Origin of the sequence: Undibacterium sp. FT79W (genome assembly GCF_014284215.1) — a bacterium.
Lineage (GTDB): Bacteria > Pseudomonadota > Gammaproteobacteria > Burkholderiales > Burkholderiaceae_D > Undibacterium > Undibacterium aquatile.
In genome coordinates, this window is sequence record NZ_JACOGB010000012.1 from 25,896 (window position 1) to 38,345 (window position 12,450).

General features: G+C 51.8%; 15 protein-coding genes. 9 read left to right on the forward strand and 6 right to left on the reverse strand.

Features of this window, described 5'->3' with window-relative positions; all coding sequences use genetic code 11:
- Positions 1-107: 107 nt before the first annotated feature.
- Genes H8K38_RS17635 through H8K38_RS17650 form a run of 4 tightly spaced genes read right to left on the reverse strand, consistent with a single transcriptional unit; the run spans position 108 to position 2,313 of the window.
- Entirely contained in the window at positions 108-704 is a 597-nt protein-coding gene (locus tag H8K38_RS17635) for a DUF2946 family protein (protein WP_186886162.1), read from the reverse strand.
- On the reverse strand, positions 697-1,659 hold the full coding sequence (locus H8K38_RS17640; RefSeq protein WP_186886190.1) for a YheT family hydrolase: 963 nt from the start codon (positions 1,657-1,659) through the stop codon (positions 697-699). The genes H8K38_RS17635 and H8K38_RS17640 overlap by 8 nt, the downstream gene beginning before the upstream one ends.
- A 6-nt stretch (positions 1,660-1,665) precedes the next feature.
- Positions 1,666-2,097 (reverse strand): nuclear transport factor 2 family protein, encoded by a 432-nt coding sequence (locus H8K38_RS17645; RefSeq protein WP_186886163.1) that lies wholly within the window; start codon positions 2,095-2,097, stop codon positions 1,666-1,668.
- A 15-nt stretch (positions 2,098-2,112) separates the two neighbouring features.
- Positions 2,113-2,313 carry a zinc-finger domain-containing protein gene (locus H8K38_RS17650; protein WP_186886164.1) on the reverse strand — a complete coding sequence of 67 codons (201 nt, stop codon included), beginning with the start codon at positions 2,311-2,313 and terminating at the stop codon, positions 2,113-2,115.
- Between the two features lie 126 nt (positions 2,314-2,439).
- On the opposite strand from H8K38_RS17650, the gene H8K38_RS17655 reads away from it, so the two are divergent.
- The 9 genes from H8K38_RS17655 (at position 2,440) to H8K38_RS17695 (ending at position 11,579) form a co-directional block, all read left to right on the forward strand.
- Complete coding sequence (locus tag H8K38_RS17655) at positions 2,440-3,168, forward strand: AzlC family ABC transporter permease (RefSeq protein WP_186886165.1); 729 nt, start codon at positions 2,440-2,442, stop codon at positions 3,166-3,168.
- Positions 3,165-3,488 (forward strand): AzlD domain-containing protein, encoded by a 324-nt coding sequence (locus H8K38_RS17660; RefSeq protein WP_186886166.1) that lies wholly within the window; start codon positions 3,165-3,167, stop codon positions 3,486-3,488. Before H8K38_RS17655 ends, H8K38_RS17660 begins: the two co-directional genes overlap by 4 nt.
- Before the next feature lie 191 nt (positions 3,489-3,679).
- Positions 3,680-4,873 (forward strand): phosphoglycerate kinase, encoded by a 1,194-nt coding sequence (locus H8K38_RS17665; protein WP_186886167.1) that lies wholly within the window; start codon positions 3,680-3,682, stop codon positions 4,871-4,873.
- A 67-nt stretch (positions 4,874-4,940) separates the two neighbouring features.
- A complete protein-coding gene (pyk, locus tag H8K38_RS17670; protein ID WP_186886168.1) occupies positions 4,941-6,374 on the forward strand; it encodes a pyruvate kinase in 1,434 nt (477 codons plus the stop codon).
- Between the two features lie 43 nt (positions 6,375-6,417).
- Complete coding sequence (fba, locus tag H8K38_RS17675; protein WP_186886169.1) at positions 6,418-7,482, forward strand: class II fructose-bisphosphate aldolase; 1,065 nt, start codon at positions 6,418-6,420, stop codon at positions 7,480-7,482.
- Between the two features lie 88 nt (positions 7,483-7,570).
- Positions 7,571-8,467, forward strand: coding sequence for a phosphoribosylaminoimidazolesuccinocarboxamide synthase (locus H8K38_RS17680; RefSeq protein ID WP_186886170.1), 897 nt, complete (start codon positions 7,571-7,573; stop codon positions 8,465-8,467).
- Position 8,468: 1 nt separating this feature from the next.
- On the forward strand, positions 8,469-8,966 hold the full coding sequence (gene purE / locus H8K38_RS17685; protein ID WP_186886171.1) for a 5-(carboxyamino)imidazole ribonucleotide mutase: 498 nt from the start codon (positions 8,469-8,471) through the stop codon (positions 8,964-8,966).
- 361 nt (positions 8,967-9,327) lie between these two features.
- Complete coding sequence (locus tag H8K38_RS17690; RefSeq protein WP_186886172.1) at positions 9,328-10,545, forward strand: 5-(carboxyamino)imidazole ribonucleotide synthase; 1,218 nt, start codon at positions 9,328-9,330, stop codon at positions 10,543-10,545.
- A complete protein-coding gene (locus H8K38_RS17695) occupies positions 10,542-11,579 on the forward strand; it encodes an L-threonylcarbamoyladenylate synthase (RefSeq protein WP_186886173.1) in 1,038 nt (345 codons plus the stop codon). The genes H8K38_RS17690 and H8K38_RS17695 overlap by 4 nt, the downstream gene beginning before the upstream one ends.
- Positions 11,580-11,630: 51 nt before the next feature.
- Here H8K38_RS17695 and H8K38_RS17700 read toward each other — a convergent pair whose 3' ends face one another.
- Both H8K38_RS17700 and H8K38_RS17705 read right to left on the reverse strand, forming a co-directional pair.
- Positions 11,631-11,891, reverse strand: a complete 261-nt coding sequence (locus H8K38_RS17700; protein ID WP_186886174.1) for a SemiSWEET transporter — start codon at positions 11,889-11,891, stop codon at positions 11,631-11,633.
- A 6-nt stretch (positions 11,892-11,897) separates the two neighbouring features.
- Positions 11,898-12,407, reverse strand: coding sequence for a flavin reductase family protein (locus tag H8K38_RS17705; protein WP_186886175.1), 510 nt, complete (start codon positions 12,405-12,407; stop codon positions 11,898-11,900).
- Between the last annotated feature and the right edge of the window lie 43 nt (positions 12,408-12,450).

Below are 12,450 nucleotides of genomic sequence, written 5' to 3' on the forward strand. Positions count from 1 at the left end.
GTTCTTATTAGTAATAGAAATTTCTTATGGAGTAACGGTGCTTTTGAGTTCATCAGTAAGTTGAATTTTATTGCGATGTTTTTGCGCCTAGTAAGTTGTTTGTAATTTTAGACATCAGGTCTAGGATGAGCCTGGATACCGCAAAGTTGGCGTAAATTTTGTAGTTTGCCTTTTTTTAAAGGCATATTCAGTTCTTTGTAATGCAACATGAGATCGATTGGATTACTGCATTCATCCAGATAGCTGATAAGCATTTCGTCATCAGCCGGCTTTGTTCCGCTCCAAATATAAGGTAATACTTCGACTAAATCTCTATCGTCGATTTGCGCCAGCCGATGACCAGACCTGAATACTATATTTCCTTCTTCAACTATATATGCATGGTCAATGTCAGTAAATGCTTCAGACGTTTGTGTCTGCATACCCAGTATGCCTGTACGTAAAATATACGGCGTCGTTTCCAAATCAACATATACTCGTTGAGGCCCATTCTGAAAAAACCAGCAGCCGCGTTCATCAACGGTGTAGTTGCGGTTGATGAAGTTGATCAATGCAGGATGGCGGATGATGTCGCCCGGCAGGTTCAGCGCCTGGCATCGTGCATCGCGCATGCGCCAGTTGCCGCGCGCATCCAAAGCTAACCAGCCGTAACAATCGGGCACATCGGGCCACTTTGCCATTGCTGCTTTGACGATGTCATCCATGTGTCGCCTTGTCAAAAAAGTGAAGGATTTTTTGTGGTAACCAATCCAGTTGCCCTGGAATTTTTCCGCTGACGAAACCAACATGCCCACCACGATCAGGGTAGTCGAGTTGCACGCACTTCGCTGCCTTCAATGGTAAATATCGTCCGGGCAGAAACGGATCATTTTTTGCGTTCAGCACCAACGTAGGAATAGTGATGTCGTTCAGCACGTGTTTTGCGCTGGCTCTGTGCCAGTAATCATCTGTATCCAGATAGCCATGTAACGGCGCAGTGACGACATTATCAAATTCGTATAAATTTTTTGCTTCAAGTAAGCGATTACTGTCGAATAAGCCCGGAAATTGCTCCAGCTTGCGTAAACATTTCGGCTTCAAGGTTTTTAAAAACATGCGGGTGTAAAGCATGTTGATGCCGCTGGATAAGGATGCGCCGCCTTGCGCCAGATCCAACGGTGCAGAAACTGCGCAGGCGGCGTGAACGATGGCCGCCTGTTGTTGCGATTCACCGATCCAGCGTAATAAGGCATTTCCACCTAGCGAGACGCCAGCGGCAAAGAAGGGCGCAGCTGCGTTGGTTTTGGAATGCTGGGCATGCAAGCGACGAATGATCCAGTTAATTTCTTCGGCATCGCCAGAATGATAAAAACGTGGCGCCTGATTCAGTTCTCCTGAACATCCTCGGAAATGCGGAATTGCCCCCGACCAGCCGCGCGCCTGAACAGCCGCCATCAATGCACGTGCGTAGTGGCTGTCACTCGATCCTTCCAGCCCATGAAACAAGACAACAAATGGTTGCCCAGCTTTGCCATCGATAAAATCAACGTCAATGAAATCATTGTCGGGAGTGTCCCACCGTTCACGGCGGAAGCTGACCGCTGGCTTGCTGATGCATGTGGCCGGATAAATTGTTTGCAGATGACCACCGGGTAGCCATGCAGGAGCCAGATATCTCATCACGTTTTAATGCAGAACACTGGCTTTAAATAAATCCAGTGGTGCTTTGCCTGCAGCAACTGACGCATGATGCATGGTGATGCGCCAGCCATGCGGTGTTTTGAGATAAACGTTAGTCGCCAATATGTGAACTTCCGGCATCGCGTCGCTGGTTTTCGTGACTTGTTCAATCACGCTGTGCACAGCTGTCGCCATCGTATGCGTAGCATGCAATTGTGTCGGATGAATCTGTACACTGCCCCTTTCAAAGATAGCCTCAAAAGATGCGCGTATTGCTGCATGCCCTATCAGGCGCGCAGCACCGGGGTGAATGCAGACGATTTCTTCGTCATCGGCCCATAGCGCCATCAGTGCGTCGAGATCGGCGCGGGCAAGGGCAGCATAAAATGCTGCCTCGGCTTCATCTGCACTACCGTTAAATTGCTTTTTGGCTGACATAGCTAGTGGTGCTGATCAATGCCCTTTGAGGACAGTACCAGGCGCTAATTTATATTGCGTACCGCAGTATGAGCAGGTTGCTGAGCCGCCATGCGACAGATCCAGGAAAACGCGTGGATGTGAAGACCAGAGCGGCATCGCAGGATTAGGGCAATAGGCAGGCAAATCTTTGGCTTGCAGCTCGACAACGTTATTCGCGGTGTTAGATGTGGTCATGATGATTCCATAAAGTTAAAACGCCAGACGAGAATTTTAACGGATTCCTGCCGCTTGCTGTCGCCTGATCAGCGTGCTTTTTGATTCGACGGTAAAATCGCGGACTTTTCTATTGCAAAAAATCTCATGTCATTTGAATCTGATCAAGCCGCTACCAAAGCCGCGCTGAAAGTGGGGGCACCCACCTGGTTCGGTGTCGGTGCATGGGGACTGGTGGTCGGCGTTGCCATGATTAAGGCGGGGCTGAGTGTTCCACAAGCCTTGGGAATGACGCTGATCGTCTTCGCCGGTTCTGCACAATTATCGTCGTTGCCACTGATTGCGGCGCATGCGCCGTTATGGGTGATTTTTGTGACTGCCTTGGTAGTGAATTTGCGGTTTGTGATTTTTTCAGCGCTCTTGTCACCGCATTTTTCCCACCTGCCGTGGCGCACCCGCGCGTGGCTCGGGTATTTATCCGGCGATTTTTCTGTCACTTTGTTTATTCAACGTTTTCCTGAGTTCGCAGATGCAAAAGGGAAGCTTGCCTATCTGAAAGGACTGATCTTCCCTAACTGGGCTTCCTGGCAACTCGGTTCCGTGATTGGTGTTCTGTTAGGTAGTCAGGTGCCAGCGAGTTGGGGGCTGGGATTCGCAGGCACGCTGGCAATTCTCTGCATCATGTTGCCGTTGATGATGAACCATGCCGCGATAGTCGGGGTATTGGTTGCCAGTGTTGTGGCACTACTTGCATTTGCGATGCCATATAAGCTGGGGTTGTTAATTGCTGTTATTGCTGGCATGGGGGCGGCGATGTTGGTCGATGAATGGCGCGAATCACGTCGCGACCGACACGATAGAGAGGGTAATCGATGAGCGCCGCTGATATTTGGAGGGTTATTTTTTTATTGTTTCTGGCAACATTTATCGCCAGAAGCAGTTTCTGGCTGGCTGGGAATCGGATTCAATTACCTAAGCGTGTACAGGAAGCCCTGCGCTATGCGCCTGCCTGCGCGCTGGCTGCCATCATCGTTCCGGATTTATTGCTGACTAACGCGCAACTGGATGTCAGTTGGCATAATCCCCGACTGATCGCCGGAGTGCTCGCTACCGTCTTTTTTCTGATTCGCAAAGATATGCTGCAAACCATCATTTTTGGCATGCTGGTATTCACGCTGGCACGGCTTTATATGTGAATTTCAACATGCGTCACTGGTATGGATGCAATTAGACCGGAAAACGCTGTGGCAGGCGCTGGGGCTTTGGTAAAATAGCGGTTTAATCCGCGTCAGCATCGATTCAAACAGGCAACAGTGAAGAAATACCTGGTTGCTGTTGGCTGCGCTGGCCGGAAGACTGCTTTTTAACCTTGCCCCCATAGACTACGATGCAATTCAACCGACTCAGCGATCTGATCGCAGCTAATCAGCTTCAAGGCAAACGTGTTTTTATCCGTGCCGATCTCAATGTGCCACAAGATGACAACGGTAATATCACCGAAGATACGCGTATCCGTGCTTCGGTGCCTGCGATAGCTCAAGCATTGCAAGCCGGGGCGGCAGTGATGGTGACGTCTCATCTCGGACGTCCGACTGAAGGTGAATTCAAACCTGAAGATACGCTGGCACCCGTTGCCGTGCGCTTGTCCGAATTGCTGGGTGTGCCTGTGACGCTGAAGCAAAACTGGGTAGATGGCGTTGATGTCGCTCCTGGCCAGGTGGTATTACTGGAAAACTGCCGCGTTAACAAAGGCGAAAAGAAAAATGACGATGCGCTGGCGCAGAAAATGGCAGCATTGTGCGACGTATACGTGAACGATGCGTTTGGTACCGCACATCGCGCCGAAGCAACAACGCACGGCATTGCAAAATTTGCGCCGATTGCCTGTGCAGGTCCTTTGTTGTCCGCAGAGTTAGATGCATTGGGCAAGGCGTTGGGCCATCCGGCGCGCCCATTGGTTGCGATTGTGGCCGGCTCCAAAGTCTCCAGTAAGCTGACTATCCTCAAATCCCTGGCAGATAAAGTCGATAACCTGATTGTCGGTGGCGGTATTGCCAATACCTTTATGCTCGCCTCTGGCCTGAAAATCGGTAAATCGCTGGCAGAGGCTGATCTGGTTGATGAAGCAAAAGCCATCATCGACATGATGGCAAAACGTGGTGCTTCCGTGCCTATTCCTACCGATGTCGTGTGTGCAAAAGAGTTTTCCCCGACAGCTGCGGCAACGGTAAAAGCCGTTGCTGATGTCGCTGATGACGACATGATTCTGGATATTGGTCCGGTGACCGCAGCGCTGCTGGCAGAGCAAATCAAAAAAGCCGGCACTATCGTCTGGAACGGTCCGGTCGGCGTGTTTGAATTTGATCAGTTTGGTAACGGTACGAAGGTATTGGCGCAGGCCATTGCGGATTCTGCCGGATTCTCGATTGCCGGTGGTGGCGATACACTGGCGGCGATTGCGAAGTACCACATTGCTGATCGCGTTGGTTATATCTCCACTGGCGGTGGTGCTTTCCTCGAGTTTTTGGAAGGCAAGACTTTGCCTGCGGTTGAGATACTGTTGCAACGCGCGGCAAAATAAGGGTTCTTTGCTGCAAAGCTTGATCATCGTTTAGCTTCATCTTATAAAAAATAATTCAGGAGACCAGATGCTGCGTGCAACCAAGATCGTCGCCACCATAGGCCCCGCGTCTAACGATGTGGCAACCCTCAAACGCATGATTAAGGCGGGCGTGAATGTTGTGCGCCTGAATTTTTCTCACGGTAAGGCGCAGGATCACATAGACCGTGCCGCGATGGTGCGTCAGGCCGCGGCTGAATGTGGTTGTGAAGTAGCCATCATGGCAGACTTGCAGGGACCTAAAATCCGTATCGGCAAGTTTGAAAATACGCGCATTGTGGTTGCTGACGGCGATAAATTCATTCTGGATGCCGATTGCAGCATCGGTAACCAGGAGCGTGTCGGCCTGGACTATAAAGCCTTGCCACGCGATGTACGTGCTGCTGATATTTTGCTGCTCAACGACGGCTTGATCGTGTTGCAGGTTGAACGGATTATCGGCAACGAGATTCATACCGTTGTGAAGATTGGCGGTGAGCTGTCGAACAACAAGGGAATCAATCGTCAGGGCGGTGGTCTGACGGCACCTGCGTTGACGGTCAAAGACATGGAGGACATCAAGACAGCGATGTCTTTTCAGGCTGATTATGTTGCCGTGTCTTTTCCAAAAAATGCGACGGATATGGAAATGGCGCGGCATTTATCGAATATTGCTGGTGAAGCCTATAATCACAAGCCGATGATGATTGCCAAGATTGAGCGTTCAGAGGCGATCCCGGCGTTGCAGGAAATTCTCGATGCATCTGATGGCATCATGGTGGCGCGCGGTGATCTGGCTGTTGAAGTCGGCAATGCCGCTGTGCCTGCGTTGCAAAAACGCATGATCAAGATGGCGCGCGCATCAAATAAACTGGCGATTACCGCGACCCAGATGATGGAATCCATGATCGTGAATGCGGTGCCGACGCGTGCGGAAGTATCCGACGTCGCCAATGCTGTACTGGATGGCACTGATGCCGTGATGGCATCGGCCGAAACGGCTTCAGGTAAATATCCGGTCGAGACAGTGGAAGCCATGTCGGCCATTTGTCTTGATGCCGAGAAATTTCAGGAGTCCAAGCTTGATTCCGATTTTATGAATTTGGCGTTCACCCGTATTGATCAGTCGATTGCGTATGGTGCGTTGTTTACCGCGCATCATCTGGGCGTTAAAGCCATCGTTGCTTTAACAGAGTCTGGCTCGACGGCTTTATGGATGAGCCGCCACAGTATTAATGTGCCTTTGTTTGCGCTGACACCGAGTATTGTCACCCAGCGTAAAGTCGCGCTGTACCGCAATGTCAGTACCTTCAATTCGCCGTATTCAACCGATCGCGATGCGGTGTTGAAAGCGGCAGAAGCTGTATTGCTGAAAAAAGGATTTGTCAGTCAGGGCGATAAGATCGTCGTGACCTGGGGCGAACCTATGGGGCAGGTCGGCGGCACGAACGCAATGAAAATAGTGAAAGTCGGCGACAACTGAGTTTGCCAGGTTAAATTTTTTAATAGTACTTCTGGAGTTTATTATGCCTCTCGTATCCATGCGTCAATTGCTGGACCACGCCGCCGAAAACGGCTACGGTCTGCCAGCGTTCAACGTCAATAATCTGGAACAAGTTACCGCGATTATGGAAGCCGCCAATGAAGTTGGCGCTCCTGTGATCATGCAAGCTTCTGCCGGTGCCCGCAAGTATGCCGGTGAAGCATTTCTGCGCCATCTGATTGAAGCTGCGGTTGAAGCGTATCCGCATATTCCTGTGGTCATGCATCAGGATCACGGACAATCGCCAGCCGTCTGTATGGCTGCGATTAAATCTGGCTTCACTTCCGTGATGATGGATGGCTCATTGATGGAGGACGGTAAATCGGTTGCCAGCTACGAATACAACGTGGAAGTGTCGCGCGAAGTGGTTAAATTTTCTCATTCCATCGGTGTGACAGTCGAAGCCGAACTCGGCGTGCTCGGTTCACTCGAAACCATGATGGGCGACAAGGAAGATGGCCACGGTGCCGACGGCAAAATGACGCGCGAACAATTGCTGACTGACGTGCAGCAAGCCGCTGATTTCGTCAAACAAACCCAATGTGATGCGCTCGCGATTGCGATTGGTACTTCCCACGGCGCGTATAAATTTTCCCGTAAGCCAACCGGCGATATTCTGGCGATCGATCGCATCAAAGAAATCCACGCACGCATTCCTAACACTCATCTGGTGATGCATGGTTCTTCTTCCGTACCACAAGAATTACTCGAAGAAATTCGTCAGTTCGGTGGCGACATGAAAGAAACTTACGGCGTGCCGGTAGAAGAAATCGTCATCGGTATTCAGAACGGCGTGCGCAAAATTAATATCGACACCGACATCCGTTTGGCGATGACAGGGGCGATTCGCCGCTATATGTTCGAAAATCCGGGCAAATTTGATCCACGTGATTACCTGAAACCAGCACGCGAAGCTGCAAAACTGGTGTGCAAGGCGCGTTATCTGTCTTTCGGCTGCGAAGGTCAGGCTGCGAAAATCAAACCTATGGCGCTCGAAAAAGTGGCCGAGCAATACAAAAAAGGCGCATTGTCGCAGATCGTCAACTAAGCTGACGTCGTATCTCAGGGCGCAGAGTATGCGCCCTGCGCATTTTTGCTGAATCAAAATTGTTGCGCCGTGAGGTGCTGAAAAAATCATGACTACCCAAATTAATTCCACTCTTCATTCGCTGCCATTGTTAGGTCGTGGCAAAGTTCGTGATAACTACGCTGTTGGTGACGATAAATTGCTGATCGTAACCAGCGATCGCTTATCTGCATTCGACGTCATCATGAACGAACCGATTCCGGATAAAGGCCGCGTCTTGAATCAGATGGCAAATTTCTGGTTTGAAAAGCTCGGTCACATCGTGCCGAATCATCTGACCGGTATCGCACCTGAGAGTGTGGTGGCTGCCGATGAAGTAGCGCAGGTACGCGGCCGCGCGGTCGTCGCGAAGCGCCTGAAACCGATTATGGTGGAAGCAGTGGTGCGTGGTTATATCATCGGTTCCGGCTGGAAGGATTATCAGGACACCGGCGCGATTTGCGGCATTAGCCTGCCTGCCGGTTTGCCGCAAGCAGCCAAACTGCCAGCACCGATTTTTACACCTGCGGCGAAAGCGGAAATGGGCGAGCATGATGAGAACATCAGCTTTGCAAAAACAGAAGAATTAATCGGTAAAGAACTGGCCGCGAAAATCCGCGACATCAGCATACAGTTGTACACTGAAGCGGCAGACTATGCGGCAACGCGCGGCATCATCATCGCTGATACGAAGTTTGAATTCGGTCTGGATGATAATGGTGTCTTGCACCTGATGGATGAAGTGCTGACGGCAGATTCCTCCCGTTTCTGGCCTGCGGATTCGTACGCAACCGGCATTTCCCCACCGTCGTTTGACAAACAATTTGTACGCGATTATCTGGAAACAATTACCAGCTGGAATAAAACTGCGCCGGCACCGGCATTACCGGAAGAAGTGATCCAGAAGACCGCGGCAAAATACCGTGAAGCGCTGGAGCGTCTGACTGGCGAGACTTTGAAGGCATAACATGACGCAAGCGAATAAAGTCCTAGTGGGTGTCGTGATGGGTTCCTCTTCTGATTGGGACGTGATGCAAAACGCCGTCGCGATTCTGAAGGAATTCGGTATTCCGTTTGAAGCGCAGGTGGTGTCGGCACACCGCATGCCGGATGAAATGTTCAGCTATGCCGAGACAGCGCGCGAACGCGGCATCCGTGCGATTATCGCCGGCGCTGGCGGCGCGGCGCATTTGCCTGGCATGATCGCAGCAAAAACCATCGTGCCAGTCTTTGGAGTGCCTGTGCCATCCAAATATCTGCGTGGCGAGGATTCATTGCTGTCGATCGTGCAGATGCCAAAAGGCATACCGGTAGCGACCTTTGCGATCGGTGAAGCCGGGGCGGCGAATGCAGCGCTGGCAGCAGTCGCAATGCTGGCGACAACCGATGAGGCATTAGCGCAAAAGCTGATCGATTTTCGTGTCAGACAGACGCAAGTCGCACGCGATATGGTGTTGCCCGTCTGAATAGCAGCAAGCATAGCCATTGCTCATCATCAGAGCTGCGGCGAGGGAAAGTTTGTCAGAGATAATTTCTCTCGCCCAGCGTTTTGACCCAGTTATTTTTTTTGCTTAATTTGTGGATAGCTGATGGAAGTAAGTCGCTTCGCTCAGGTTATTCAGTCTAATCGGGCCATTTAATCAGACTGACCTTAGTCAGCAGCATCAGTCGTTTTATATACTCCGGGGGAGTATTTTTAAACCCCCTGTGTTTTTGCCGACATTAGCTGGTTTTTTGCATTTTCAGGGGGGAGTATATGATTTCTCCTGCCTTATTCTCGTAATCGTTGGCGATGCTCAGTCATCGCGTCACTTTCAGACAGACATCATGAATATCGACAAACAAGTACGTCCTCGACAAGCCCTGTTACCCAATACAGAAAAAAGCTGTCTCGGCATTATGGGCGGCGGTCAGCTGGGTCGCATGTTCGCGCATGCCGCGCAGGCGATGGGTTACAAGGTTGCCGTGCTGGAGCCTGAGGCTGGCTGCCCTGCAGCGCAAGTTGCTGAACATCATGTACAGGCAGACTACGATAGCCCCGAAGGTCTGAAGGCCTTGCTGGCGTTGACGAAACATATTTCGACTGAATTTGAAAACGTCCCCGCGGATAGCATGAAGGAACTGGCTTACGACGGTTTCGTGTCTCCTTCCGGCGATTGCGTGTCGATTGCGCAAGACCGGCTGATAGAAAAACGCTTTTTCACCCGTTGCAGTCTGCGTACCGGTATTTTCCCGACGCCGCACTGGGGTATTTCGCGTAAGGAAGACGTGACCAGCGCGAAAGATGATTTGTTGCCTGGTATTTTAAAAACCGTGCGTCTTGGTTACGACGGCAAAGGTCAGGCGCGTGTCCGTAATCGCGAAGAACTGGCGGCAGCTTTTATCAGCATGCGCGGTCAGGCCTGCGTGCTTGAAAAAATGCTGCCACTCGCCTACGAAATTTCTGTTCTGGTCGCACGAGGTGTCGATGGTCAGGCCGTGGTTTACCCTATCGCCGAAAACGTGCATCGCGATGGCATCCTGTTCACGACGCTGGCGCCGAGCCCGAGCGTGTCTGCCGATGTCGCTGATGCTGCGCAAAAAGCCGCGTTGACGATCATAGAAGAGCTGGGCTACGTCGGCGTGCTGTGCATCGAATTTTTTGTGCTGACCGATGGCACTCTGGTCGTGAATGAAATGGCACCGCGTCCGCATAACAGCGGCCATTACACCATTGATGCCTGCGTCAGCAGCCAGTTTGAACAGCAGGTTCGTGCGCTCGCACAGTTGCCGTTGGGCGATGTGCGTCAGCATTCACCTGCAGCGATGCTGAATATTCTTGGCGATGTCTGGTTCAGCGGCGGCAGCGACACGCCACGTGAACCCGCCTGGGATCAGATACTCGCAATACCGGGCGCTCACTTGCACTTGTATGGTAAGGCGGAAGCACGGCGCGGGCGCAAGATGGGACACATCACTTTCGTTGCGCCAACGATGGAACAAGCGCGGGCAGCATTGCATCAAGCCTGCGGCATTTTAGGTCTGGCAGCACCGGAGCAGGCATGAATGTAGTGGTATCAACACCCGACGCAATTGTCACGGCAGCGCAGGCGCTGGAGGCTGGTCGTCTGGTCGCATTTCCGACTGAAACCGTCTACGGGCTCGGGGCCGACGCTGAAAACCCGGCTGCAGTCGCTGATATTTATAAAGCCAAGGGACGTCCATCGGATCATCCTGTGATCGTGCATGTTGCTCCCGGTGCCGATATCCGTTATTGGGCAAAAGATATTCCGCATGAAGCAGATCAGTTGATTGCAGCATTCTGGCCGGGACCGTTGACGCTGATTTTAAAACGTGCCGATCATATTCCGGATGCGGTTTCCGGCGGACAGGATACAGTTGGCATACGCTGTCCTTCGCATCCTGTGGCGCAACAATTATTGCTTGCTTTTAAAAACGGCAAAGGCGGCGTTGCTGCCCCTTCGGCAAACAAATTTGGTCATGTCAGCCCGACGCTGGCACAGCATGTGACCGAGGAATTTGACCAGGAAATTTTGCCTGGCGGCCTGATTGCCGCGGTGCTTGACGGTGGTCAGAGTGAGGTAGGAATTGAATCGACGATCGTTGATCTGAGCCGCTTGGCGACACATGGCCCGGTATTGCTGCGCCCGGGGCAGATCGGTTCTGCCCAGCTAGCCAAAGTGCTAGGCGTGACACCTGCCAGCCCGGACGCCGCTGCACCGCGTGCTTCCGGCACCCTCGATGCCCATTACGCGCCGCAAACACCGGTGGTGCTGGTAGCGCTTGCTGAGTTGGATAATGTTGCTGCGCAATTGCAGGCAAAAGGGAAAACGATCGCATTGCTCTGTTACCAGTCGCATCCCGGAATCGTGGCGCTGGCAGTGCGGCAGTTACCGGCAGATGCGGCTGGTTATGCACATGATTTGTATGCCGGTTTGCGTGAACTGGATCATACCCATGCTGATCTGATTCTGGTTGAAGCGATACCACAGGATAAAGAATGGCTGGGCGTGAATGACCGCTTGCGACGCGCCGCGTTTGATTCACGGGATGTTTTACAGAAAATACTGCAAGCCTGAGTTGACGCCATGCTTGACGGCATCCGTGGTAGTTTTTGGTATTTGCGCGATTTATTTATAGATGATTTTCATCACCAGAATAAACATCGCCAGTGCCAGCGTCACCGCGTTCGCAATGATGATGGGCCAGGCATGCAACAGTATTCCGTAGACCATCCACATCAGCACGCCGCAAACCATGATCAGATACATACCGGTGGAAACGCCTTCGGCACGCTTGTGTTGCCAGGTTAACCAGGCTTGTGGCACAAACGCACTGGTAGTCAGGCAAGCGGCGATATAGCCGATCACATCGGATGTCAGTGTCAACATGGCAGGTTATTTGGATGATGCGTGGATAAACTGGCCACCGTGAAAAATCAGCGGTGCCTGTTGGGTGAATTCGCAATGTTCAACTTCACCAACAAAAATGACGTGATCGCCTTCGGGATAGCGGCTGCGGTTATGGCATTCAAACCAGGCAGAGGCGCCTTTCAGTATAGGATGACCGGTACGCGACAAGGTGTATTCGACGCCCTCGAACCTGTCAGTTTTACGACTGGCAAACTGCTCTGCCAGCCAGGCTTGTTGGTCTGACAGTACGTTAACCACATAATGTGAGTTGCCGGTGAACACAGGCATGCTATTGGCAGCGTTACCGAGGCTCCATAAAACCAGTGGCGGCTCGAGTGAAACAGAATTGAATGAGCTGGCAGTGAGGCCGAGAAACTGTCCGTTTGCCAGCTTGGTGGTAATGACTGTCACGCCGGTCGCAAACTGAGACAGGGCGTGGCGGAAGTGGCGGGTATCAAAATCACGTTTTTCGGCGCGGGGAGAGCGGGTATGCATCAGTCATCCATCAATTTTTGCGACATTATCCCAGATTTTGCTG

Excerpts from the sequence above, each read along its gene's own strand:
- H8K38_RS17635 (WP_186886162.1), bottom strand. The coding sequence starts at position 704 with ATGGATGACATCGTCAAAGCAGCAATGGCAAAGTGGCCCGATGTGCCC.
- H8K38_RS17640 (WP_186886190.1), bottom strand. The coding sequence starts at position 1,659 with ATGAGATATCTGGCTCCTGCATGGCTACCCGGTGGTCATCTGCAAACA.
- H8K38_RS17645 (WP_186886163.1), bottom strand. The coding sequence starts at position 2,097 with ATGTCAGCCAAAAAGCAATTTAACGGTAGTGCAGATGAAGCCGAGGCA.
- H8K38_RS17650 (WP_186886164.1), bottom strand. The coding sequence starts at position 2,313 with ATGACCACATCTAACACCGCGAATAACGTTGTCGAGCTGCAAGCCAAA.
- H8K38_RS17655 (WP_186886165.1), top strand. The coding sequence starts at position 2,440 with ATGTCATTTGAATCTGATCAAGCCGCTACCAAAGCCGCGCTGAAAGTG.
- H8K38_RS17660 (WP_186886166.1), top strand. The coding sequence starts at position 3,165 with ATGAGCGCCGCTGATATTTGGAGGGTTATTTTTTTATTGTTTCTGGCA.
- H8K38_RS17665 (WP_186886167.1), top strand. The coding sequence starts at position 3,680 with ATGCAATTCAACCGACTCAGCGATCTGATCGCAGCTAATCAGCTTCAA.
- pyk (WP_186886168.1), top strand. The coding sequence starts at position 4,941 with ATGCTGCGTGCAACCAAGATCGTCGCCACCATAGGCCCCGCGTCTAAC.
- fba (WP_186886169.1), top strand. The coding sequence starts at position 6,418 with ATGCCTCTCGTATCCATGCGTCAATTGCTGGACCACGCCGCCGAAAAC.
- H8K38_RS17680 (WP_186886170.1), top strand. The coding sequence starts at position 7,571 with ATGACTACCCAAATTAATTCCACTCTTCATTCGCTGCCATTGTTAGGT.
- purE (WP_186886171.1), top strand. The coding sequence starts at position 8,469 with ATGACGCAAGCGAATAAAGTCCTAGTGGGTGTCGTGATGGGTTCCTCT.
- H8K38_RS17690 (WP_186886172.1), top strand. The coding sequence starts at position 9,328 with ATGAATATCGACAAACAAGTACGTCCTCGACAAGCCCTGTTACCCAAT.
- H8K38_RS17695 (WP_186886173.1), top strand. The coding sequence starts at position 10,542 with ATGAATGTAGTGGTATCAACACCCGACGCAATTGTCACGGCAGCGCAG.
- H8K38_RS17700 (WP_186886174.1), bottom strand. The coding sequence starts at position 11,891 with ATGTTGACACTGACATCCGATGTGATCGGCTATATCGCCGCTTGCCTG.
- H8K38_RS17705 (WP_186886175.1), bottom strand. The coding sequence starts at position 12,407 with ATGCATACCCGCTCTCCCCGCGCCGAAAAACGTGATTTTGATACCCGC.